The sequence below is a fragment of the Wolbachia endosymbiont of Cylisticus convexus genome (assembly GCF_003344345.1).
The window spans coordinates 16,052-39,083 of sequence record NZ_QPIP01000013.1; the positions used below are offsets into that span (position 1 = coordinate 16,052).

The 23,032-nt window shown below is 34.8% G+C and carries 20 protein-coding genes, 3 tRNA genes and 2 pseudogenes; 16 read left to right on the forward strand and 9 right to left on the reverse strand.

Annotation, left to right across the window (positions count from 1 at the left end):
* Window position 1 precedes the first annotated feature (1 nt).
* Complete coding sequence (locus tag Wcon_RS02590) at window positions 2-757, forward strand: alpha/beta hydrolase (protein ID WP_114517116.1); 756 nt, start codon at window positions 2-4, stop codon at window positions 755-757.
* 133 nt (window positions 758-890) lie between these two features.
* Here Wcon_RS02590 and Wcon_RS02595 read toward each other — a convergent pair whose 3' ends face one another.
* Both Wcon_RS02595 and Wcon_RS02600 read right to left on the reverse strand, forming a co-directional pair.
* Window positions 891-2,804, reverse strand: a complete 1,914-nt coding sequence (locus Wcon_RS02595) for an ATP-dependent helicase (protein ID WP_114517117.1) — start codon at window positions 2,802-2,804, stop codon at window positions 891-893.
* A gap of 130 nt (window positions 2,805-2,934) precedes the next feature.
* The gene (locus Wcon_RS02600; RefSeq protein WP_114517118.1) at window positions 2,935-3,363 is read right to left on the reverse strand and encodes a WD_0964 family protein; all 429 of its coding nucleotides are present in this window, start codon (window positions 3,361-3,363) and stop codon (window positions 2,935-2,937) included.
* A gap of 196 nt (window positions 3,364-3,559) precedes the next feature.
* Between Wcon_RS02600 and Wcon_RS02605 the strand changes: the two genes are divergently transcribed.
* From Wcon_RS02605 to ccmE, 9 genes and pseudogenes are all read left to right on the forward strand, one after another.
* Window positions 3,560-4,303: a hypothetical protein gene (locus tag Wcon_RS02605; protein ID WP_114517119.1), complete on the forward strand. Its 744-nt coding sequence runs from the start codon at window positions 3,560-3,562 to the stop codon at window positions 4,301-4,303.
* Window positions 4,304-4,376: 73 nt separating this feature from the next.
* Window positions 4,377-4,964, forward strand: coding sequence for an NADH-quinone oxidoreductase subunit J (locus tag Wcon_RS02610; RefSeq protein WP_114517120.1), 588 nt, complete (start codon window positions 4,377-4,379; stop codon window positions 4,962-4,964).
* Complete coding sequence (gene nuoK / locus Wcon_RS02615; protein WP_114517121.1) at window positions 4,955-5,263, forward strand: NADH-quinone oxidoreductase subunit NuoK; 309 nt, start codon at window positions 4,955-4,957, stop codon at window positions 5,261-5,263. Before Wcon_RS02610 ends, nuoK begins: the two co-directional genes overlap by 10 nt.
* Window positions 5,264-5,267: 4 nt before the next feature.
* Window positions 5,268-7,125, forward strand: a pseudogene (gene nuoL / locus Wcon_RS02620) (NADH-quinone oxidoreductase subunit L).
* Window positions 7,126-7,128: 3 nt separating this feature from the next.
* Window positions 7,129-8,571, forward strand: a complete 1,443-nt coding sequence (locus Wcon_RS02625) for a complex I subunit 4 family protein (protein ID WP_114517122.1) — start codon at window positions 7,129-7,131, stop codon at window positions 8,569-8,571.
* A complete protein-coding gene (locus tag Wcon_RS02630) occupies window positions 8,568-9,932 on the forward strand; it encodes an NADH-quinone oxidoreductase subunit N (protein WP_114517123.1) in 1,365 nt (454 codons plus the stop codon). The genes Wcon_RS02625 and Wcon_RS02630 overlap by 4 nt, the downstream gene beginning before the upstream one ends.
* Before the next feature lie 17 nt (window positions 9,933-9,949).
* Window positions 9,950-10,732 carry a biotin--[acetyl-CoA-carboxylase] ligase gene (locus tag Wcon_RS02635; protein WP_114517124.1) on the forward strand — a complete coding sequence of 261 codons (783 nt, stop codon included), beginning with the start codon at window positions 9,950-9,952 and terminating at the stop codon, window positions 10,730-10,732.
* Window positions 10,729-10,866: a CcmD-like small membrane protein gene (locus Wcon_RS11375; RefSeq protein ID WP_179943858.1), complete on the forward strand. Its 138-nt coding sequence runs from the start codon at window positions 10,729-10,731 to the stop codon at window positions 10,864-10,866. The genes Wcon_RS02635 and Wcon_RS11375 overlap by 4 nt, the downstream gene beginning before the upstream one ends.
* The gene (gene ccmE / locus Wcon_RS02640) at window positions 10,850-11,242 is read left to right on the forward strand and encodes a cytochrome c maturation protein CcmE (RefSeq protein ID WP_114517125.1); all 393 of its coding nucleotides are present in this window, start codon (window positions 10,850-10,852) and stop codon (window positions 11,240-11,242) included. Before Wcon_RS11375 ends, ccmE begins: the two co-directional genes overlap by 17 nt.
* A gap of 75 nt (window positions 11,243-11,317) precedes the next feature.
* Here the strand turns inward: ccmE and Wcon_RS02645 are convergent, their stop codons facing one another.
* The 3 genes from Wcon_RS02645 to Wcon_RS02655 form a co-directional block, all read right to left on the reverse strand.
* A complete protein-coding gene (locus Wcon_RS02645; RefSeq protein ID WP_114517126.1) occupies window positions 11,318-11,761 on the reverse strand; it encodes a hypothetical protein in 444 nt (147 codons plus the stop codon).
* A gap of 46 nt (window positions 11,762-11,807) precedes the next feature.
* Window positions 11,808-13,328, reverse strand: a complete 1,521-nt coding sequence (locus tag Wcon_RS02650; protein WP_114517127.1) for a magnesium transporter MgtE N-terminal domain-containing protein — start codon at window positions 13,326-13,328, stop codon at window positions 11,808-11,810.
* A 164-nt stretch (window positions 13,329-13,492) separates the two neighbouring features.
* Window positions 13,493-13,568, reverse strand: a tRNA-Ala gene (locus tag Wcon_RS02655).
* A gap of 302 nt (window positions 13,569-13,870) precedes the next feature.
* Here Wcon_RS02655 and Wcon_RS02660 point away from each other — a divergent pair.
* Both Wcon_RS02660 and nuoF read left to right on the forward strand, forming a co-directional pair.
* Window positions 13,871-13,943: transfer RNA gene (locus Wcon_RS02660), tRNA-Lys, on the forward strand.
* A 20-nt stretch (window positions 13,944-13,963) separates the two neighbouring features.
* Window positions 13,964-15,217, forward strand: a complete 1,254-nt coding sequence (gene nuoF / locus Wcon_RS02665; protein ID WP_114517128.1) for an NADH-quinone oxidoreductase subunit NuoF — start codon at window positions 13,964-13,966, stop codon at window positions 15,215-15,217.
* 22 nt (window positions 15,218-15,239) lie between these two features.
* On the opposite strand, the gene infC is transcribed toward nuoF, so the two are convergent.
* From infC to nuoI, 4 genes are read right to left on the reverse strand one after another with little or no spacing between them, the layout of a single operon-like run.
* Window positions 15,240-15,758, reverse strand: coding sequence for a translation initiation factor IF-3 (gene infC / locus Wcon_RS02670; RefSeq protein WP_114517129.1), 519 nt, complete (start codon window positions 15,756-15,758; stop codon window positions 15,240-15,242).
* Window positions 15,759-15,770: 12 nt separating this feature from the next.
* Window positions 15,771-17,672, reverse strand: coding sequence for a threonine--tRNA ligase (gene thrS, locus Wcon_RS02675; protein ID WP_114517130.1), 1,902 nt, complete (start codon window positions 17,670-17,672; stop codon window positions 15,771-15,773).
* Window positions 17,669-17,851 (reverse strand): hypothetical protein, encoded by a 183-nt coding sequence (locus Wcon_RS02680; RefSeq protein ID WP_114517131.1) that lies wholly within the window; start codon window positions 17,849-17,851, stop codon window positions 17,669-17,671. Before Wcon_RS02680 ends, thrS begins: the two co-directional genes overlap by 4 nt.
* 6 nt (window positions 17,852-17,857) lie before the next feature.
* Window positions 17,858-18,340, reverse strand: coding sequence for an NADH-quinone oxidoreductase subunit NuoI (gene nuoI, locus Wcon_RS02685; protein ID WP_114517132.1), 483 nt, complete (start codon window positions 18,338-18,340; stop codon window positions 17,858-17,860).
* Between the two features lie 191 nt (window positions 18,341-18,531).
* On the opposite strand from nuoI, the gene mnmE reads away from it, so the two are divergent.
* The 4 genes and pseudogenes from mnmE (at window position 18,532) to Wcon_RS13280 (ending at window position 22,986) form a co-directional block, all read left to right on the forward strand.
* The gene (mnmE, locus tag Wcon_RS02690; RefSeq protein ID WP_114517133.1) at window positions 18,532-20,067 is read left to right on the forward strand and encodes a tRNA uridine-5-carboxymethylaminomethyl(34) synthesis GTPase MnmE; all 1,536 of its coding nucleotides are present in this window, start codon (window positions 18,532-18,534) and stop codon (window positions 20,065-20,067) included.
* A 47-nt stretch (window positions 20,068-20,114) separates the two neighbouring features.
* A tRNA-Ser gene (locus Wcon_RS02695) sits at window positions 20,115-20,199 on the forward strand.
* A gap of 170 nt (window positions 20,200-20,369) precedes the next feature.
* A complete protein-coding gene (locus Wcon_RS02700) occupies window positions 20,370-21,374 on the forward strand; it encodes an NAD(P)/FAD-dependent oxidoreductase (RefSeq protein ID WP_114517134.1) in 1,005 nt (334 codons plus the stop codon).
* Between the two features lie 671 nt (window positions 21,375-22,045).
* Window positions 22,046-22,986 (forward strand): annotated as a pseudogene (locus tag Wcon_RS13280) (IS5 family transposase).
* Window positions 22,987-23,032: the final 46 nt, after the last annotated feature.

The window sequence follows — 23,032 nt, forward strand, 5'->3', positions numbered from 1 at the left end:
TATGGGTTATTGTAAATTACTCGATGGAAGTAATGGCCATATAGCATATCGAAAGCTACAAGGAAAGAAAGCTTCTATAGTTTTTTTTGGTGGGTTTGCATCCAATATGGATGGAACTAAAGCAACTGCTATTTACAAATTTTGCCAAGAAAGTGACGTAGCACTTATGCTCTTTGATTATCTTGGCCACGGTAATTCAAGCGGTGACTTCACTAATTATACAATAAGTGATTGGCAAAAAAATTGTGCTAAAGTGATAAGCGAATTAACTAGCAACAAACAAATAATTATAGGTTCAAGTATGGGAGGATGGCTGATGTTGCTCACTGCCCTTCAATTTTCAGAAAAAATTGCAGCATTAATCGGCATATCGTCTGCTCCTGACTTCACTGAAGATTTAATATTTAAGCAATTGTCAGATAAACAAAAAGAAGAGCTGGTCTCTAAAGGTATAATAGATTTTACTTCAGGGCATTGTACATACAAAATAACTAAAAATTTGATCGAAGATGGCAGAAAGAACCTTCTTTTAAACAAAGAAACAATAGATATAAATTGTCCTGTGCGCTTGCTGCATAGCATTAATGATAAAGATGTTCCTTATCAAGTTTCATTAAATTTAGCTGAAAAAATCAAATCAACAGACGTCGAAGTACACTTAATAAAATCAGCAAAACACAACATGTCTGATAATCATTCACTGAAAATTTTATTTAAGACCATCAGAGAATTTTTGCCAGAAGAAATATATAGTTGAAGCAATTTGGTATCTGTTCAGCAAAGTGGCAAAATAGGTAGATAAGATAAATCAAAAAATCAAGAAAAGGCGAGTTTACAACAATCCAAGTGGATTACACTCTCCTTGTAAACAATGTTCGTACAGCTGTGCTTTAACAGTAGGCGTTACTCTTGATCACCTCAACATTTTCTCTTGGCAGTTCTTTAATAAATCGAGAAGTGCGCATTGGTTGCCACTGGTTGTTAATTTCCCTCCTATCTGCACATGAAATGATTAACCTTTCCTTTGCCCTGGTTATGCCAACATATGCGAGTCTCCTTTCTTCTTCTAAAGCTTTACCACTTTTGTCATCAAAAGATCTTTGATGAGGAAATAATCCCTCTTCCCAACCAGGTAGAAACACGCACGGGAATTCAAGTCCTTTGGCTGCATGAAGAGTCATAACATATACGGTGTCATCGTTATTCATATTATCCACTTCCATCACCAGACTTATATGCTCCAAGAAAGTTGTGGCATTATCGAAATTTTTTAAAGATGAGATGAGCTCTTTGACATTTTCTATTCGTGCTAAACCTGTTATTCCTTCATCTTCAAGCATTTCAATATACCCTGATTGATTTGCTATAGTTTTTACAAACTCGTAAAGCGGTTTAATGCTTACCATTTCTTCCCAAGCTTTAATTTTATTTAAAAAATCATTTAGTGAGAGTTTAATTCTTTCGGTTACTTGATCACTATTAACTAATATTTTTGCTGCCTCAAAAAAAGAAATTTTGTTATCCTGAGCAGTCGTGTATATTTTCTTTAGAGTTGTAGCTCCTATGCTTCTCTTTGGCCGATTTACGATCCTTTCAAAAGCTAAGTCATCATTATTGTTTGTAATAAGTCTTAAATATGCGATTATGTCCCTAACTTCCTGACGTTCGTAGAATTTTACGCCACTTATAATCTTATAGGGAATTGAATATTTTATAAAATACTCTTCGAGAACTCTAGTTTGAAAAGTGGCCCTGACCAGCACTGCAATGTCACTAAATCTGTATTTATTGAGCTTTAATATCTGTTCGCTTATGAATCTTGCTTCAGCTTTTCCGTCCCATAATTTTATTAGATTTACCTTTTCCCCTTCAACGTTTATTGTCCACAATTTTTTTTCTAAACGAGTCTTATTGTGATTGATAACATATGACGCAGTTGCAAGTATATGGGATGTTGACCTGTAGTTACACTCCAGTTTAATGGTTTTTGCATTTTTAAAATCATCGGAAAACTTCAAAATATTTTCAACTTCTGCACCACGCCAACTGTATATCGATTGATCGTCATCTCCTACACAACAAATATTTGAGTGCTCTTTTGCAAGGTATTTTAGCCAAAGATATTGTATTGCATTTGTATCTTGATATTCATCTACCATGATATATTTAAACTTGTTTTGGTAGTAGGACAGAATCTCGTTCTTTTGATTAAAAAGTTGTATATTATATAACAATAAGTCACCAAAATCAACAGAGTTAAGGAATTTCAACCTTTCTTGATATTGGTGATAGACTTTGAGTGCAGTTACGTATAATGGCCTAAATGATTGAACATTTTCCACTTCAGACGGCAATAAACACTTCTCTTTCCATTGCTGGATGATATTCATAATGGTCTTACATTTTTCTGATAAGCTATCAGAGCTTATTTCACTCATGATATTTTTTATTACTTGTAATTGATCATCCACACCAATGATTGTGAAATTGGAATTTAAGCCTACAATTTCAGCATGATAACGTAAAATTTTTGCTGCAATTGCGTGAAAAGTGCCAAGCCATGGTATGTTTGTGCCCGTCAGCTCAAGTACCCTTGATGCCATCTCATTTGCCGCTTTATTTGTAAATGTCACTGCTAATATCTCATCAGAATAAGCGTGACCATTTCTAATTATGTGTGCTATTCTTGAAGTAATCGTTCTTGTTTTTCCCGTTCCAGCTCCTGCTAGTATCAAAACTGGCCCATTTACGTTAGTTACAGCTAATTCTTGCTCTGGGTTTAGCAGTGAGAGATAATCGTTCATTGAAGCCCTATAGATTATAACTTCGTAAAGTTAAACCTATGATCTAAATATTGTAAAGGTCTTATTGAACATAACAGTTAACTCACTCAAGTACTAAACATTTAAGCGTAGAATTTTGTATCTATCTTACCTAAGTAGTTGGTATATGCTGAGTAATAACAACTTGATTTGAGTCATTGGCACCAGGACTTCTGCTTATTGGATTGATGGGTGGAGTTTTGAATGGTCTATACGTGCAATTTAGTTCCTCCACTTCTCTTTTTCCAATTATCTCTTTGACTTTAACAGGAGATTCTTCTTGCGGGATATAGTGGTTATGCGTTGCAGGTCGTTCAGTGAGATTTTCATATACTTCTTTCAACCAAGTTCCGATATCATACATAAATCCATACGCTTTTTCTTTAAATTCTCTCAATGATCTACTGAAACTTGCTAGTGTGTTATTAAAGTAAATTGTCATATGATCTCTTGTGGTGTATTGATAACTTTCTCCATCTAGTCTGCTACTTTGTGCATTAGAACTATTGTTGCTTTTGAAATAACCAAATATGTTGTACATTTTGAACTACCGCTGACTATTAATATACATATATTATGTATTAATAAATTAAAGTTGTCAAGAATTTTACTACTTGCACTCTGTAAAGTTTTTGTTGTGTACTTAGAACTTTAAGAAAAATGGACGCCTAAATTTGACAATTGTGAAAATATTAGTTAAAATTATTGTATGTTAAGTATAGTAAATAGGGGAAAATATGCCTACTAACTCTGATGACCAAGGAAAAATATCGCTTGAAGAATTGGAAAGTGCTGTTGTGGACATGTTGCTGTGTGGAGACGGACACAAATTAAAAAGATATGAATCAGGACAAGGTGTTGCAGAGTTATCTAAAAAAAATACCGATATCATAGATAAGTATATTGAATGTGTAGGGAAACCTTCTGAGCAATTTATTAAAACAATTGATGAAACACAAACCCGCTATTTGCTAATACTTGATGACCTTACCCATGATACTATTGAAAAATATGTCAATGAAGGTAAGATAGACATATTAAGAGGGTATATAAAATTTATTGGGAGCTATGTAGAATATATTTCGAAGATTTTGGAGAAATGTAGTAGTTCAGATGGTACGGAGATTGGTAGACGTTTACTTGCAAGAAAACTTGAACGGATAGAAGAAGCTTCAAAACCACAAACAGAAGTGAAGATCAAGACAAGTATCTATAAAACTTATTGTGCTTTAGGTAGTGGTGCGGTGATAGGAGCAGCTATAGCATACCTCGCAGGAGCTGCTGCTTTAACTCCTGTTGTTGCTGTTGCAGTATTTATTGCAGCCACTGTTGTTGGTGCGCTGGTGGGTTATGGTATTGGAAAGTTTTGCGGGAAAGTAAGTGAAGAGAAGCAAAATGATCCTGATATGAGTATGTGTACTGCAATTAAGAATGTACTTACTCCCGAATGTTTAAAATCACAATCGCAAGTTCATCCATAAGGTAGGCATTTAATATTGACTTTACAACAATAGTCACTTTAAATTAGTAACTATTGTTGCAGTTAAAGTATCAATGTCTTTTTTCTTTTATTTTTTTGCAATTCTTAGCATTTTATCTGCTGTTTGTGTAATTAGTGTAAGAAATCCTGTGCATGCAGTATTATTTTTAATTTTCACCTTCGTTAATTCTGCAGTTCTTTTTATTCTCCTTGGAGCTGAATTCATCGCTATGATGGTATTGATAGTATACATCGGTGCGGTTGCAGTGTTGTTTCTCTTTGTAGTTATGATGCTCGATATTGACTACATAAGGTTGCGCCAGGGTTTTGCGAAGCATTTCACTCTTGGTGCTATATTATGTGTTGTGTTTTTTCTGATTATCAGTTTTGTAATCCGCAGCTCAACGCTGAATATAAGTAATGTTATAAACTATAATGCCAATAACGTGAAAGCTATTGGTAATTTGCTCTACACTGACTACATGTACGCTTTTCATCTTTCTGGTATTCTGCTGCTTGTTGCAATTGTTGGTGCAATTGCTCTTACTTTGCAGGACAAGAAAAAAGGAGTTAAAAAACAGAATGTATTAAAGCAATTGACACAATCTTCATCTGTAAAATTGGTTAAGGCTAAATTTGGAAAAGGAGTAGAATGGAAATAGGATTAAATCATTTTCTGATAGTTGCTGCTGTTTTGTTCACTATTGGGGTGTGCGGTATTTTCATTAACCGTAAGAGCATAATCAATATATTATTATCAATAGAAATATTATTGCTGGCGATTAACATCAATTTAGTTGCTTTTTCTGCCTTTATGAATGATATAGTTGGGCAAATTTTTGTGATGTTTGTGTTGACTGTTGCAGCAGCAGAGTCAGGAGTTGGGCTTGCAATATTGGTTGTATATTATAGAAGCCGTGGCAATATAGACGTTGAACAAGTAAATTTAATGAAAGAATAAAAGTATGATGGATATACTGAAATTAATAGTATTTTTGCCACTTTTTGGTTCACTATTTGCAGCACTTTTTAGAAAGGATGCTTTTGGTCAGTTAATTACAACGGCAGGGATTGGAATATCTGCAGTTTTATCTTGGTATGTTTTTCTCACCTTCTCTGAAAACTATCATTTAGTTTTATTTCCTCTATTTTCATTAAGTGTATTAAAAGTAAATTGGGCAATTAGTGTGGATGCTCTCTCATCCTTAATGCTTATTGTTATTACCACCGTTTCACTGGTAGTACATCTCTATTCTATCGGTTATATGGAGCATGATAAAGGGAAGTCGAGGTTTTTTTCTTACCTATCGCTATTTACGTTTTGCATGATTGTGCTGGTTGTAAGCGATAATTTCGTGCAGCTTTTTTTTGGCTGGGAAGGGGTTGGCCTATGTTCTTATTTACTCATAGGATTTTGGTTTCAAAAATATTCTGCAAATAATGCAGCAATTAAAGCATTTGTTGTGAATAGGGTAGGAGACTTTGCACTATTGATTGGAATCTTTCTTATTTATTATACATTTCACTCTTTGAAATTTACTGAAGTTCTTGACACAGCTGATCTTCTTGGCACGCAGAACATTAGGGCATTCTGCTGTGAATTCAAAGTAATTCATATAATATGCATATTACTTTTTATTGGCTGTATGGGTAAATCTGCACAGCTTGGTTTACATGTTTGGTTGCCAGATGCAATGGAAGGGCCAACCCCTGTTTCTGCACTCATTCACGCAGCAACGATGGTAACAGCAGGTATATTTTTAATAGCAAAATGTTCTCCATTGTTTGAGTTATCAAATGTGGCACGAGAATTAATAGTTATTGTTGGTGCACTTACTGCTTTTTTTGCAGCCACCGTTGCGATTACTCAGAACGATATAAAGAAAATAATTGCTTATTCAACCTGCAGTCAACTTGGTTATATGTTCATGGCATGTGGGCTTTCTGCTTACAATGTTGCTATTTTTCATTTAATGACACACGCTTTTTTTTAAAGCTCTACTATTTCTTGGTGCTGGCAATGTGATTCATGCAATGCATCATGAGCAAAACATTCAGAAAATGGGAAATTGCTGGAAGAAAATCCCTTGCACTTACGCTCTCATGTGGATTGGGTCTCTTGCGCTTTCTGGAATATTTCCATTTGCAGGTTTTTATTCAAAAGACTTGATAATTGAACATGCTTATAGCACGGATAGCTTTGCTTTTGTAATAAGCTTAGTTGTTGCATTCTTCACAGCGTTTTACTCTTGGAGGTTATTGCTTCTTGTGTTCCATAGCCAAAAACAAAGTAAAATTAATATACATGAGGCACCAAAGATTATGCTTATACCATTACTGATACTTGCTTTTGGTTCGGTATTTTCTGGAGTGTGGGGAGCAAATATTTTGAACATAACTAGTAATGCGTTTTGGAAATCAAGTTTAGTAGTTATTGATGAGCATGGAGTTCATAATTTCTTTATAAAATTACTACCAACCTTGGCAAGCCTAAGTGGAATAGCACTTGCGTACCTAATTTACCAATATCAAGTAATTAGGCAAATTAAGAGTAAATTTTTACTTAAGTTTTTGCAGAATAAATGGTACTTTGATGAGGTGTATGAGTTTGTTATAATTGCACCGATAAGGTTTATATCTAGGCTTCTATGGAAGTTTGATGTTAAGGCTATTGATTCATTTGGACCAAATGGTGTTGTAAGGTTGGTTAATGAATGTTCAAAAAGTTCTATAAAGTTACAAACTGGTTATATATTTGATTATGCATTTATTATGTTTGTTACTTTAATAATCGGTGCTTTATATATTATTGGATTTAAATAGAAGGTGTTGTTACTTAGTATATTCTTGCTTCCACTGATAGGAGCGTTGATTTTATCCTCGATCAGGATTAATCATCAATCTATACACCTAAGATTCCTTGCCCTATTTTTGGCTGTACTTCCATTTTTGCTTAGCATTGTAGCTTGTATAGAATTTGATTATAACGATGCGGACTTTCAGTTTGTCAGCTATCCAATCAAGAATGTAGGAATAGGGGTGGATGGTATATCGTTGCTTTTCCTTCTGCTTACGACCTTCTTGTTTGTTATTTGTATGCTCTATAATTGCAAAATGAGTTATACGACCCTAAAAGCCTATATGGCATTATTTCTACTGCTTGAGAGTTTTGTAGTCGGTTTTTTCGTTTCACTGAATGCTATAAGCTTTTATGTGTTTTTTGAAGCTGTTTTAATACCAATGTTCTTTATTATTGGCATCTGGGGAGGGAAGCAAAGGGTATATGCGACGTTTAAGTTATTTCTTTATACATTAACTGGCTCATTATTATTTCTACTTGGGTTGGTATACATCTATAGTGTTTTTGGAACGTTTAATATACAAGAATTAGCTACATTAGTGTCAAGCCTTGATCTTGAAGTGCAGTCATTGCTGTGGATTACATTTTTTATTTCCTTTGCAATAAAAGTTCCAATGTTTCCATTTCACACTTGGCTTCCTGATGCGCATGTGCAATCACCAACTTCTGGATCTGTGATTTTAGCTGGCTTGCTTATTAAAATGGGGGGATATGGATTTCTAAGGTTTTCTATTCCAATGCTTCCTCAGGCAAGTTTGTATTTTTCAAATTTCGTTGTTATGCTGAGCATTATTGCGGTGATATATGCTTCTCTAGTTGCGTTTGCTCAAGATGATATAAAGAAGTTAATAGCTTATTCTTCAATAGCACATATGGGGATCGTTACTGCTGGCCTCTTTTCATTTTGTGAGGAAGGAGTACTCGGCGCTATATTTCAAATGATTAGTCATGGCCTTATTTCTGCTGCTTTATTTTTATGTGTTGGAATGCTATATACTCGAACTGGAACTTTGGAGATTGCAAAGTATTTTGGCATAGTAAACACAATGCCAAAATTTGGTTTTATGTTCATTTTATTTTCAATGGCTTCAATAGGGCTACCTGGAACATCTGGGTTCGCAGGTGAGTTTTTGGCTATGGTTGGGATATTTAAGAGCATAGGGTTTTTTACAGGATTTATCGCACTTGGCACTATTTTAAGCGCAGTTTATATGCTGAATTTATGTAAGCAAATAATATGGGGGGTTAGCTATTCTAAATTATTAAATAACCGCTTGGATAGCATAGAATTTTCTGTCTTAATTCTGCTTGCAGTGTTTGTTATTTTGCTTGGATTCTACCCAACCCTTGCACTGAATTATTTGAAGCCATGTATGGCAAACTTGTTAGTCAAATATAATGCGCTATGAATTATATACAGATATTGCCGGAAACGTTCTCTATTATCTCCTCGTTAGTGTTGCTGCTGCTTGGGATTATATTTAACCGCAGAACTATCAACTTATTAGCACTTGGCTGCACAGTGGTAACTTTGATTATTTTAATTATTTCGGCAGAAAACAATGAAATTTTTCTCTTTAATTCGTTGTTAAAACTCAATTTATACATCAGGTCAGCCCAAGGGTTAATTCTCAGCACAGGAATTTTAATACTTTTGATGCTGAATTTATCAAAATATGACTATAAATATGAATTTTCAATACTGATTCTTTTTGCGCTATTTGGCATGATAACTTTGGTTTCAGCAAATAGTCTGATTTCTTTTTATTTAGCTTTTGAGTTGATGAGTATATCTTTGTATGTTCTTGCGAGCTTTAATAAAGATTCAGCTTATTCATGTGAAGCAGGAGTGAAATATTTTACACTTAGTGCACTATCTTCCTGCATTATGCTATATGGAATGTCGCTGCTTTATGGATATACAGGACAAGTCAATTTCTCTGAGCTCTGTTCATTCTTGCAAAACCATCAGATAACTTATGGAATAGTTTTTGGGTTAGTTTTTATCCTTATTGGTTTGTGTTTCAAGCTTGCTATTGCTCCTTTTCATATGTGGGCTCCAGATGTCTATCAAGGTGCACCTACCATAGTAACTGCGTTTTTTTCTACGGCCCCAAAAGCTGCACTTGTAACATTTTTAATTCGATTGATGAATGAAGAGTTAGTAAATGTAAAAAGTTATGTTCAGCCTATTTTCTTATACGTTTCAGCATTGTCTGTGCTTATCTCAGCTTTTGGGGCCTTGCGTCAGCAAAACTTAAAAAGGCTGCTTGCTTACAGTTCAATTGGTCACATTGGTTTTATATTTGCTTCACTTTCTATTTTTACACAAGCAGGAACAGATAGTGCCTTAATGTATCTGGTGATATATATCATCACAAGCATAGGGCTATTCTCATATCTCGTACAAATTGACGATGACGATTGTGATATTGCAAATTTATCTGGTATAGGGAAGAAACACCCAATTGTAGCATTTCATCTTTCTGTACTGTTACTCTCGATGTCGGGAATACCTCCACTTGCAGGTTTTATCGCTAAATTTTTTATATTCAAAAGTTTAATAAATTCTGGCTTTATCAGCCTGTCCTTGATTCTTGTGGTGGCGAGTGTTATATCGTGTTACTATTATCTAAATATCATAAAAACTATGTATTTTGATAAAGCTAGTGGTAATAAGGTTGCTTATTCTAAGGGTCTATTCATTATCACTTCGGTGGCTTCACTGATCAATCTCGTTCTTTTCTTGTACGTTTTACTCACTCATTGAACTAAAGGGCTGACAAGGTGATCCCTGAGGGCTTTCATATTCATCATTACAAAGAAGTTTCAAGCACTAATAAAGAAGCGTTGGATTTAATTGATAAAGGAATATCAAATGAAACTGTCATTATTGCTGATAAACAAATAAAGGGTAGAGGGCGCACTGGAAAAAGCTGGATTTCTCCAGAGGGCAATTTTTATGCAAGTTTAATCATAGATCTCTTGCATAATCATTCTGGTGTCATTCCAATGCTGGATTCCAGCGTCACGCGCTGGAATGACAAAGAAAATTTAAGCAAATTAACAGAATTGACTTTTGTTACTGCTCTTGCTGTTGGAAATACTATACTGTCATTTATAAATGGTCTAAATCTCCAGTATAAGTGGCCAAATGATGTCCTTATTGATGGCAAGAAAATAAGCGGAATATTGCTTGAAAAAAGATCTAATTCGAATTGGCTCATTATAGGAATTGGAATTAATGTCAATCATGCACCACTTCCAGGAACAACGTGCATTAGCAATTATGGTGAGTCTGTGTCTAATATAGATCTACTAAAAAAATTAATAATAAATTTTAATCAGCTAAGAAAGCAATGGCTGTTTGATGGGTTTCATGCTATAAGAGAAATGTGGCTCACAAGAGCATTTAAGCTGAATAAGCAAATCAGTGTAAAGTTAGCTGACAAATTGTATGAAGGAATTTTTGCTGATATAGATAAAAGTGGTAAATTGGTGTTGCAGCAAAAGGATGGAAGCTTAATTTATTTTGATGCAGGTGAGTTATTTATTGATAATGCATTATGAATACATATGTAATTTTTGCTTACCTTATTAGTTTCACGCTGATTGCTGGAGAGCTAATTTTTACCATTTCTTGCTATACTAAAAGTAAAAAAATTCTAGAAAGCCTGAAAGATAATAATGAAGAAGAAACATAAGCGATTACTTATAACTTCAGGAATTTTCTGCTTTTTAAGCTGCATAGTCTTTTTTATTTTAACGACGCTCAAAGAAAATATCTCATTTTTCTATACAGTAAGTGAGGCAATAGTTTTACCAAATAGTCAAAAGCCAATCCGTGTTGGTGGAATGGTTGTTGAAAATAGCGTGATACGCAACGAAAGTGAAGTGATTTTTCAAATGACAGATTTTAACAAAAGCGTTGTGGTAAAATACCAGGGAATACTTCCACCAATATTTTCAGAAAAAAGTGGTGTTGTTGTGCAAGGTAAAATGTTTGATAATAGTACCTTTCTTGCAGATACGGTATTTGCAAAACATGATGAGAACTATATGCCGAAAGTTTTAAAATAGATTCCTTAACCTAGCTGTATTGAAATGGTATGTGAAAGAAAGCAACAGCCTGATATCAGGCTATTACCTTTTTTATTAAAGCAATCCGTTCTCTTCACCAGTAATATGGAGTAATGGAGGAGCTTCTCCAATATCTGGAATCGAATTCCTAAGATCTGCAAGTTCACTGTCTATACTACTTGTCTTGCTGCCTATACTATCTATGGTTGATGATAATTGTGTTATTATACCACTTTGAATTGCACTATCCATATTTTCGTCATACTTATTAATGCTGTTCATCAAGCCATCATAAAAATTTTTAAGGTGCTTTATGGTCAATATAATTTGTGGCATCTTATCAATCTCTTCTTGTATCATATCTTTAGTTATATCAAATTCTTCCTTTGTTTTACCACTGACAATCTTCTTTATTACTGGCTTTTCAAAGCTTGGTTTATCAAACTTCGGCTTCTGAAGTTGCAATGCATTATTTGATTCAACTTCTTCACTAGAATATAATTTTATATTTTTATTCATAATAGTTACCTCCTATAAAAAAACTACTTATCTTTATAAATCACTACTATACAAATAACAGTGAATCATTATTAATGTCTACTATTGTGAAGTCAGGAGCCTGTCCAATGTCTGGCATATCGTCCTTGATTTGCTTGAGCATCTCAATCATTTCCTTGTTCTGTTTACTCTGCTCTTCAAGTTCCCCTTTTAATGCATCAATAATAGCTTTGGACTGATCCTTACTGCCAAGATCACCAATCACAGCTGTCACTTTCTCATAAGGCAGTTTATGAATAATATCTTTAAGCTCTTCTGCACCTACGTTATCCAAAAGTTCTTTAAACTGTTCATTAGACATGTTGCGAGCAAAAGCTTGAAGTTTTTCTGGATTATCAACTAAAGACTTAATAATAATCTGAATCTTATTAGAATCAGTTAAATCCTGAGCAATTGCTTCAAGTTTCTCATGATCAAGCTTATTAACTAAGTCTTTCAGTTGGTCTTCTTGCAGACTATTTACTAAAGCTTTCAACTGATCACCTTCTAATTCTTTGGAGAGTATTGTCAAGTGGTGCTCAGCCAAGTCTTTTGCAAGCACTGTAAATTGTTCGTCATTTAAAGTTTTAATAAGTGCTTTGAACTGATCCACTTTTAAGTGAGGTAAAATTTCTTTTACTTGCTCTGGATTTAATTCTCTAACTAGAGCTTCAAGCTGAGCATCATTTAAAATAGGAACAATTATTTGTAATTTTTCTGGATTTAATTCCTGAGCGAGAGTGTGCAATTGGTGGTCAGTTAGATGATCCACTAAAGCTCGAAGTTGGTTATCTGTCAAGTTCCCTACTAATACCTGTAATTGATCACTATTAAGAGTATTGGCAAGAGTCTCCAACTGATTGTGTGTTAGATTCTCAACAAAAACTTCGGCAAACGTCTTTGATAATATTATATGATCTGGTATTGTAGATAATATATCTTTTATTACATCTTTCCTAAAATGCCATTCAATATATTGGAGTGCCTGATTGTCAGGTGAGTCAATAATATTTCCTTGATCGTCGGAGAAATAACATTTGTAGCCGTTATCTAACTCTTCCCATGTTAAATATTGATATTCCACTGGTTGTGCCTTAAGAACGTGAATATACATTGTGACATGATCAGAAAGTTTTGATACTTCGTAGTCAATTGATATCTTCATTAATTTATCATTCAGATATACGAAAGAATGCAAGTTATTTCCATAATCGAGCTTAGCGTTTCTAAACGGCACGAATGAAAATTTACAATTTGTGATTAGACCTTCTTCTTTATCACAACGGTAAGATATGTTTTTCAAATCTTTTCCATTCTCCTTTACGCATGGAATAATTGTAAAAAGACCATCTTCTAAAGCGTTGCAAAATTTTATAGGTAAGGTTAGTACTTTATCTTTTTTACCGTCCAATGGAGTACACATAATTTTTTTTAAATTACTCCAGGTTAACTCTTCACCATGTACTGAGCCTTGAAATATCCGCATTCTAGTCTCGTTCAATATTTCTTGTCCAGGTAAAACTTTAAAAACACGTTTTTTCCCTATCATAAGTATTGTCTAATAAATTTAATTATAGTTGTTCTAACATTTATTGATTAATTTATGATTAAGTTAATATATACTGAAATTATAATAATAGATATCACTAGAGAATTAGTATAAAACCCCGATGAACTAAATAGACTGACTTTATGGTATGTTGAAACCTATATTGGTGGAGGCAAGCGGGATCGAACCGCTGACCTTCTGCGTGCAAAACAGATGCTCTACCAGCTGAGCTATACCCCCACTTGCTTAAAGCATAAATCACTCAGGCTGAAATGCAAGAAATATTTATCTATTGCTAAATAATTAACAAGTTCTGCAGTTATGTATAATTCGCTATCTTTTTGTCTTTTCAGATTTGTAATCACTCTATAAGCTTTCCAAAATGAATCTGTAAATTGAAATTTAACAAGAAGTTTTCCTTCAAAAATTCTTAATTAAATTATCACTAACGCAGTATATTTATTTAACCACACATGAAAATTTTAGTTTGATTAAAATGGATAAAAACTATATTACTGTTTAGTACAGTTGAAAAATAAAATGATCCCGTAGCTCAGCCGGTAGAGCAACTGACTTTTAATCAGTGGGTCACGCGTTCGAATCGCGTCGGGATCACTCACAAACTTTTGAAAAACATGCTAAAAGAACAAGACAAAATATTCACCAACCTAAATGGTAAAGAAATTCCACTACTTGAGGGTGCAAAAAAACGTGGTAGCTGGCAAAAAACAAAGGAGTTACTAAATTTAGGATCAGAAAAGATCATTGATGAAGTAAAAAAATCTGGCTTAAGAGGTCGAGGGGGTGCAGGATTTCCCACTGGCCTTAAGTGGAGCTTTATGCCCAAAAATCCTCCAAAAGCATATTTAGTAGTCAATGCAGATGAGTCAGAACCTGGTACATGTAAAGATAGAGATATATTACGATATGAGCCACATAAGTTACTTGAAGGAATTCTCCTGGCCGGCAAAGCGATCAGCGCGTCAGTTGCGTATATTTATATCAGGGGTGAATTTTATAATGAATATTTAGTTCTAAAAGAAGCACTTAAGGACGCCTATAAAGAAAATTTAATTGGAAAAAATGCCTGCAAATCAGGTTATGATCTTGATGTGTTTATCCATAGGGGTGCAGGAGCTTACATATGTGGGGAAGAAACAGCTCAACTCGAATCAATTGAAGGAAAAAAGGGCTTTCCTCGCATGAAACCTCCATTTCCTGCAGGTGTTGGACTTTTTGGCTGTCCAACCACAATAAACAACGTTGAAACTATAGCCATGGTTCCAGATATTCTAAATCGCGGAGGAGAATGGTTTGCATCTCTTGGTAAACCAAATAATACTGGTACTAAGATTTTTTGTATTTCAGGACATGTAAACAACCCGTGTAATGTTGAAGAAGAGCTCGGAATTCCACTACGTGAATTGATTGAAAAATACGCAGGTGGAGTGCGAGGAAGTTGGGATAATTTACTTGCTGTAATACCTGGTGGGTCTTCAGTGCCATTAATTCCAAAATCTATATGCGATACTATTGAAATGGATTTTGATTCATTAAAAGCTGCACAATCAGGGCTTGGTACTGCTGCTGTAATAGTGATGGATAAATCAACTGATATAATAGCTGCAATAGAGAGATTATCACATTTCTATATGCATGAGTCCTGTGGGCAATGTACACCATGTCGTGAAGGTACTGGATGGATGTGGAGAATTATGAGAAGAATGGTAGCAGGAAATATTAAACCTGGTGAAGTAGATAAGCTACTTGACCTTACAACTCAAATAGAAGGACATACAATTTGTGCGCTTGGCGATGCTGCAGCTTGGCCAGTGCAAGGGCTAATCAGACATTTTCGTCATGTAATTGAAGATAGGGCAGTAACTTAACTTATACTTTTAAGTCGTTTTACTACTTAGCAACCAGAGTTAAAAAATATTGATTTCCTTCCCTTTTTGGCGCTAGCTCTACCTTTGCAATGTCTTCAGTATCTCTAATTAATCGTTCTAATTTTTCCAACCCGACCTCAGTATTTGTAAGTTCTCTACCTCTAAACCTCATTGTCGCCTTAACTTTATGACCATGTGTAAGAAAATCCTTTGCTTGACGCAACTTTGTTTCATAATCGTGATCACCTATATTAGGACCTATCTTAATTTCCTTTGTAGTTAATGTTTTTTGTTTCTTTTTTGCTTCACTTGCTTTCTTTTTTATATCATACTTTTGTTTGCTATAATCAAGTATTTTACATACTGGAGGGATTGAATCAGGTGCGATTTCTACCAAGTCTAAATTGACACTTTGTGCAGATTCTAAAGCTCGTTCTATTGGAACGACTCCGATCATTTCACCATTATGATCAACTAAGCGTACTTCCTTAGCTGTGATGAGTTCATTAATTCTGTTTTTATTGTTCTTTTTAACTTGCAAATTTTAGCTCCATTAACTCAAATTAATACTTTTTAACAGCAATTCAGTAGCCTTTTCCAAAGAAAAAGACTCCTGTTTTTTCGATCCCAAATTTCTCACTGACACAGTTTCGTTTGCAACTTCATTTTTGCCTATGATCCATAATATAGGCACCTTATTTGAACTATGCAAGCGTATCTTATAACTAATTTTTTCATTGGTCAAATCGGTCTTAACTCTCACACCTTGTTCTTTTAAAATATTGCTAATTTCTGTGGCGTAATCGTCAGCCTCATTTGTAATGGTCAGAATAGCAAGCTGTGTTGGAGCAAGCCACAGTGGAAATTTTCCTGCATAATGCTCTATTAGAATTCCAATAAAACGTTCAAAAGCTCCAAGAATTGCTCTATGTATCATAACAGGGTAGTGCTTTTGCCCATCTGCTCCTATATAAAAAGCTCCGAGCCGCTCTGGTAAAATCAAATCAACCTGTAACGTACCACACTGCCAGCTTCTTCCTATTGCGTCCTTTAGAACAAATTCTAACTTGGGACCATAAAACGCACCTTCACCTGGACTTGGTTCATAACTTAAGCCCGCTTCTTTAACGGCTTCAAGCAGCGCTTTTTCAGCCCTATCCCACACTTCATCTGTCCCAGCTCTCACATTTGGACGGTCTGAAAATTTTACAGAAATTTCATTGAACCCAAGCTCTGAATATACTTCTTTTAAAAGGTCACAAAACTTTACAGTCTCAGAATTAACTTGTTCTTCTATACAAAAAATGTGTGCATCATCTTGCGTAAAACCACGCACTCGCATTAGTCCGTGCAATGAGCCTGAGCTTTCATTCCTATGACATGTGCCAAACTCTGCCATACGTATTGGTAAATCGCGATAACTCCTCGTGTGAGAGTTAAAAATCTGCACATGACAAGGACAATTCATAGGCTTTATTGCTAACTTTTTATTTTCAGACTCGTCAACAACGAACATATTTTCACGAAATTTTTCCCAGTGCCCCGACTTTTCCCACAGCTCTTTGCCTACTAAAATAGGAGTTTTGACTTCAAAATAACCATTGTTTATTAATTTTTTTCTGATGTAAGACTCAAGAACATTATATAAAGTATATCCTTGTTCATGCCAAAAAATCTGCCCGACAGCTTCTTCTTGGATGTGAAATAAATCCATATCCTTGGCAATTTTGCGGTGATCACGTTTCTCTGCTTCTTTGAGATGTTCAAGATAAGCGTTTAATTCATCCTTATTTCTCCACGCGGTGCCATATATTCTTTGCAACATTGGACCCTTAGAATCACCATGCCAGTATGCACCCGCTACTTTCATAAGTTTAAACGCTTTAACTCTGCCAGTTGATGGTGAGTGCGGACCACGACATAGGTCTACAAAATCACCTTGCTTATAGACGGTCAAGTCTTGATCTTCTGGTATAGAGGATATAATCTCAACCTTGTATTTTTCGCCTATACCACTAAAGAAATCAATTGCCTGCTTACGAGTCCAAACTTTTCGGACGAATCTGTGGTTACTTTTTATAATTTCCTTCATTTTTTTTTCTATTGCAGCAAGATCGTCCGTGGTAAAGGCACGATCTGTAGCAAAATCATAGTAGAAACCATCCTGAATTGTTGGCCCAATAGTAATCTGAGTATTAGGAAAGAGTTCTTTCACTGCCTGAGCCATTATATGAGCAGCATCGTGTCTTATTATGTCCAAACCCACTTCGTCACTGAGCTGTATTACCTCTATCTCTGTGTCAGATTCAATTTCACGTGAGAGATCATATAACTCACCATTTACCTTCAGGGCAATTGCTTCCTTCAAAACATCCGGTTGTAATATATTAAAACCAGTAACTCTACCACTGTATTCTTTTACTTTTTGTTCAGTTGAAAAGGTAACTTTTATCATTCATCAGACCTTTTGTCATCCCAGTGCTTGACACTGGGATCCATGTTTCTTTTTTTTCTAGATTCCAGCGTCACGCGCTGGGATGACACCAAAAGGTGAGCTACTGATCTTTCACTTAAATAACAGTTGTACAAGAGATCTATTACATACTTGCTGTAAGAAATTTTAATTGTTGACATACCTAGTTAATAATACGGCCTATTCTTTTTCAATCTGAGTGCAATTGCATCCTCCCAAATTTCACCATTACGAAATAATTTTTCCTTATTATACATTAACTCTTCTCTTGTTTCTGTGGCAAATTCAAAATTAGGACCCTCCACAATTGCATCAACTGGACATGCCTCTTGGCAAAGTCCGCAGTATATGCATTTTGTCATATCAATATCATAGCGTGTAGTGCGGCGACTACCGTCTTCTCTTTCCTCTGCTTCAATAACTATTGCTTGAGCAGGGCAGATAACTTCGCATAACTTACAAGCTATGCATCGTTCTTCACCGTTTGGATACCTACGCAACGCATGCTCACCACGAAACCTTGGACTTAAAGGGCCCTTCTCCATAGGATACCTCAAAGTAACCTTTGGTTTGAACATATATTTTAATGTGATAGCAAACCCTTTAATTAACTCTACAAAAGACCAATACCAAGCTAATTTCTTTAGCATAAAATGTCTAAAACCTGCATTTATAACTATAATGTATATTGTCAATTTTCAAAATAAATATTTTCATCTGGATGACTTTTGTAGTTTTTCTATACAATATATTTACTAATACTGCATTAATATGAATAAGCAATATAAGTAAAAATTTTTTAGATTAGGTATTTTAAATTGCTAAATAGTTTATATGAATAATGACAAACACAAATGAAACTATTTTCGCTTTATCGACCGTATTTGGTAAGTCAGGAGTTGCAGTAATCAGAATTTCAGGCAACTACGCGCTTAAAGCTTTGAATCATTTTCATATTAAGAAAGAAATTAAACCAAGGTTTGCTACTTTAGTTGATCTATATGATGATTCCAATCAATTGATAGATAATGGAATAATCATCTATTTCCCTGCTCCAAACAGTTTTACTGGCGAGGATGTTATAGAGTTACAAGTGCATGGAAGCAAGGCAGTCGTAAAAATCATCTTGGAGGAATTATCAAAAATTTTCGTTATGGCCAGGCCTGGAGAATTCTCACTTAGGGCTTTTCTAAATAGTAAATTTGACTTAACGCAAATAGAAGGAATTGCAGACTTAATTGATGCTGAGACAAAAATGCAAGCTAAACAAGCGATTAAGCAGATATCAGGAGAATTGGAGAGACTATACAGCAATTGGAAGCAAAGATTGATAACGATACAATCCAAAATCGAAGCGTATATAGACTTTCCAGAAGATATTTGGGCAGAAAAAAATGAATTAGAAAAAATTAGTAATGAAGTGCAAGCTCTTGTGCGGTTGATACGAGAGCATTTAAATGATAATAGACGGGGTGAAAGGTTGCGTGAGGGTTTACATATTGTAATAACTGGTGAACCAAATGTCGGTAAATCAACGCTGTTTAATTTCTTAGCCAAGCGTGATATTGCTATTGTTTCTGAATATGCAGGCACAACAAGAGACGTGCTTGAAGCTCATATTGACATTGGCGGATACCCAATCATTCTCTCTGATACTGCTGGAATTCGTGAGAGTTCAGATCCAATAGAATCAGAAGGTATAAGTCGAGCGAAAAAGAGGTCTTGTGAAGCTGATTTAAGAATAGAACTATTTCCTTTTGAACAACGACATGATGTCAATTATCAAGCCACAGGCAATATACCATCTGTTGTACCAGTACAACTATGCAAATATTGTAATCAACAAACGGTGTCATCCCAGTGCGTGACACTGGGATCCAGATATAAAAATACTTGCAAATTATGCAATAGACAATGGATTCTGGAAACATGTGCTGAAAACAATGTTCATGATGAGATAAGCTGGATTCCAGTGTCAGCTACTTGCATGACATCAGACCAAAATGATACTATTTATGTATTGAGCAAAGCTGACAATGCAGTTAGTGAAAAAAATATACTGGTTGGCGGTGTAGATTTTCTACCTATTTCTATTCTAAAGGGAATAGGTACAAACAAATTGATCTCTCTTATAAAAGAGAAGGCAGAGGAAAAATTTGGGCATGATAGAGACACTCCTGTAATTACTCGGCAAAGACATAGGGGTCACATGCAGAAGGCGCTAGAACATTTACAACGTTTTAATATCGATAATCCAATTGAGTTGATATCTGAAGATTTGAGGCTTGCTGCATTTGAACTTGGTGCAGTAATTGGAATTATTAATGTTGAGGAAATATTGGATAGTGTGTTTAGCAGTTTTTGTGTAGGTAAGTAAGATTTTTATAGATTGCTTGAAATTAAATATTGTGGTAAAAAAGAGGTGGACGGATGGCCGAGCGGTTTAAGGCACCAGTCTTGAAAACTGACGTACGGAAACGTACCATGGGTTCGAATCCCATTCCGTCCGCACTTACTTCTCAGACTCATGATGTTAGTTAATTTTTAGAGCTTATTTAGATGGTTCGTAACGCTGTAAATCTTATCTAATCTAGCTACGTCTTTTTAAAATACATCCCTTTGTAAATTGACCTTATTAGCGAAGAAAGCTAATATCTATAAATAGATTACCATCTGAATATGGAAACCGATATAGTAATAATAGGTGCAGGGCCTGTTGGAATATTCACTGCTTTTCAAGCGGGAATGCTTGATATGAGATGTCATATAATAGATATTTTGGATCAAGTAGGAGGACAATGCACAGCTCTTTACCCAGAAAAGCCAATATATGATATACCTGGTTATCCTGTAATTACTGCCCAAAAATTAATTGAGCAACTAATGGAGCAAGCTTCACCATTTGAGCCCGCTTACCATTTAAATCAAAAAGTGGAAAAGATTTCAAATAACGAAGGTGAAAACTTTACTGTCATAACGAGCATAGGTACAGAGGTAAAATGTAAGGCTGTTATCATTGCTGCAGGTAACGGAATGTTTGAACCTAACCGTCCACCCTTAAGTGATATATTAGAATATGAAAATAAATCTGTATTTTACAGTGTAAATAAAATTTCTGATTTTCAGGACAAAACTATAGTCATTGCAGGGGGGGGTGATTCTGCGGCTGATTGGACCGTAGAACTTTCTAAAATTGCAAAGAAAATTTATGTGATACATAGAAGAAAGGAATTTCGCTGCACTCCTGAAACTAGAAATAAATTAGAATCACTTGAAATTGATGGAAAAATAGAACTTGTAGTACCATATCAATTACATGAACTAGCCGGAAATGACGGGCAGTTGATTGCAGTGATAGTAAAAAACATTGCCTCTAAGGAAGAAAAAGAAATATCCGCTGATTTTTTGCTGCCATTTTTTGGATTATCAATGAATCTTGGTCCAATAAACAATTGGGGTATACAGTTAGAACATAGCCGCATAATTGTCGACCCAGCTACACTTAGAACCAGTAGAGATAGGATATATGCAATCGGAGATATAGCTACTTATTCAGGCAAACTCAAGTTGATACTAAATGGTTTTGCTGAGAGCGCAATGGCTTGTTATGACATATACAAAGTAATTCACAACTCTCCAGTTAACTTTCAATATTCAACTTCAAAGGGAATTCATGGAAATTAAAGAGTAAGGACATGCATGAACCTGCATGCAGTTACCTCAAGCATAAGGGAATACAAACGAAAAAGATTACTTTACAAACCTCATCAGTCTCCTTATCATGACAATAAGAGTATTTATCCTTGTTTTTGATACGCGCGGTCTCAACGACAAAATTCAGTAAAAAACTCAGACATTTATTGGCAAATTACATAAAATTATAGCGGCTGCATGTCTTTTTTATTTTTTCTACATTCAGCCAAAACGCGCTTATTTTAAGCGTTAGCACATTATTATAATGCCAATTTAAATTATTATAGGGTCAAAACTCGTTACACGGGGATTCTTTTGCCTTTTTTTCGCTTGGTAAAATTTTTAATATTTATAGCTAAAGTAATTTTAGAGAGGTGTTATGTAAGTAGCTGACACACAGCTGTACGAGCATTCATTTTTGAAGGTAAATTGCATAGCAAAGGTGTCATCCCAGTGCTTGACACTGGGATCCATCTCTTAATACAGCCTCATCAAAAATGTTGTGTTTTAACATAAAATTAGCTGCTTCTATGCTCATAAACTTAATATCCAATCAAATTTTCTGGATTCCAGTGGCTTTGTTGCATCACTCAAGAGAAAAGAACTGGCAGTTACTGACAAAATTCATTATAGAATAGCCATTTAACCATTGAAGAAAAAATATGCCACAGCAAATGAAAGTCAGTAACTGCAATGAATATAACAAATTTCTCCAAGAAAGAGGAAATATTTTTCATTTTATTAATAGAAAATTGGTACGAACATGGTCCAAAAGTGTTCGGTGGCAACAATATTTACAGTGATAAAGTTGTGATTTTAGTGCATATAGTCGCTAGTCTCTTTAGAATTGGCTTAAGACAAACGGTAGGGTTTATAAAAGGATATTTGCAGCAAGTAGGAAAAGGCTTAGCAGTCATTAGCTATTCGCAGGCTTCAAGAAGGTTTAAAAAACTCAATATTAAGATCAATGATTGCAGAGTTGACAAAAACAATATGGAAGATATTGAAATTGCCATAGACAGTACAAGTATCAGTATTTATAATAATACCCCTGGTCACAGTAAGGAAAATAGTAAAGATAGAAAGTATCGCAGCTATGAACAGACAAGAAAATTGCATGTAATGTTGAATATAAATAGCAAAAACGCCATAGCTGTAAAATACAGTAACGGTGTCTACTCTGATCACTTGTGATCTGCTAAAAAAAGTTGATTTTCAGCATGTCGTAAAAGTACTATATGCCGATAGGGCGTACGATAGGCATAAGCTTTATAAATTATGCAAAGAATATAATATAAAAGCAAAAATTCTACCAAAAACCTGTGCAGCAGAGCATTTAAAAATAGACTACATGTCTGATAGGAACACTGCTATTAGGTTAATCAAATTACATAATGAAGATGGTATGAAGAAGTGGAAAGAAAAAGTAAATTATGGAAAGAGGTCATATATTGAGGTTTTTTTTTCGCGACTAAAACAAACATTTGGGTTTAGCTTTAGAAATAAATCCGAAGTAAATCGTGAAAAAGAATTGCTAATAAAATGCTACTTACTCAATAAATTTATTGAAATTGGCGTCGCTAAATTTGAGATAGCTTCATGAATTTATTATACATTATCTACTATCCAAAGAGCGATGCAACAAAGCC

Excerpts from the sequence above, each read along its gene's own strand:
- mnmE (WP_114517133.1), top strand. The coding sequence starts at position 18,532 with ATGACAAACACAAATGAAACTATTTTCGCTTTATCGACCGTATTTGGT.
- Wcon_RS02605 (WP_114517119.1), top strand. The coding sequence starts at position 3,560 with ATGCCTACTAACTCTGATGACCAAGGAAAAATATCGCTTGAAGAATTG.
- Wcon_RS02600 (WP_114517118.1), bottom strand. The coding sequence starts at position 3,363 with ATGTACAACATATTTGGTTATTTCAAAAGCAACAATAGTTCTAATGCA.
- Wcon_RS02595 (WP_114517117.1), bottom strand. The coding sequence starts at position 2,804 with ATGAACGATTATCTCTCACTGCTAAACCCAGAGCAAGAATTAGCTGTA.
- nuoF (WP_114517128.1), top strand. The coding sequence starts at position 13,964 with ATGCTAAAAGAACAAGACAAAATATTCACCAACCTAAATGGTAAAGAA.
- Wcon_RS02700 (WP_114517134.1), top strand. The coding sequence starts at position 20,370 with ATGGAAACCGATATAGTAATAATAGGTGCAGGGCCTGTTGGAATATTC.
- Wcon_RS02610 (WP_114517120.1), top strand. The coding sequence starts at position 4,377 with ATGTCTTTTTTCTTTTATTTTTTTGCAATTCTTAGCATTTTATCTGCT.
- Wcon_RS02590 (WP_114517116.1), top strand. The coding sequence starts at position 2 with ATGGGTTATTGTAAATTACTCGATGGAAGTAATGGCCATATAGCATAT.
- nuoK (WP_114517121.1), top strand. The coding sequence starts at position 4,955 with ATGGAAATAGGATTAAATCATTTTCTGATAGTTGCTGCTGTTTTGTTC.
- Wcon_RS02680 (WP_114517131.1), bottom strand. The coding sequence starts at position 17,851 with ATGTCAACAATTAAAATTTCTTACAGCAAGTATGTAATAGATCTCTTG.
- thrS (WP_114517130.1), bottom strand. The coding sequence starts at position 17,672 with ATGATAAAAGTTACCTTTTCAACTGAACAAAAAGTAAAAGAATACAGT.
- Wcon_RS02650 (WP_114517127.1), bottom strand. The coding sequence starts at position 13,328 with ATGATAGGGAAAAAACGTGTTTTTAAAGTTTTACCTGGACAAGAAATA.
- Wcon_RS11375 (WP_179943858.1), top strand. The coding sequence starts at position 10,729 with ATGAATACATATGTAATTTTTGCTTACCTTATTAGTTTCACGCTGATT.
- Wcon_RS02630 (WP_114517123.1), top strand. The coding sequence starts at position 8,568 with ATGAATTATATACAGATATTGCCGGAAACGTTCTCTATTATCTCCTCG.
- nuoI (WP_114517132.1), bottom strand. The coding sequence starts at position 18,340 with ATGCTAAAGAAATTAGCTTGGTATTGGTCTTTTGTAGAGTTAATTAAA.
- ccmE (WP_114517125.1), top strand. The coding sequence starts at position 10,850 with ATGAAGAAGAAACATAAGCGATTACTTATAACTTCAGGAATTTTCTGC.
- Wcon_RS02645 (WP_114517126.1), bottom strand. The coding sequence starts at position 11,761 with ATGAATAAAAATATAAAATTATATTCTAGTGAAGAAGTTGAATCAAAT.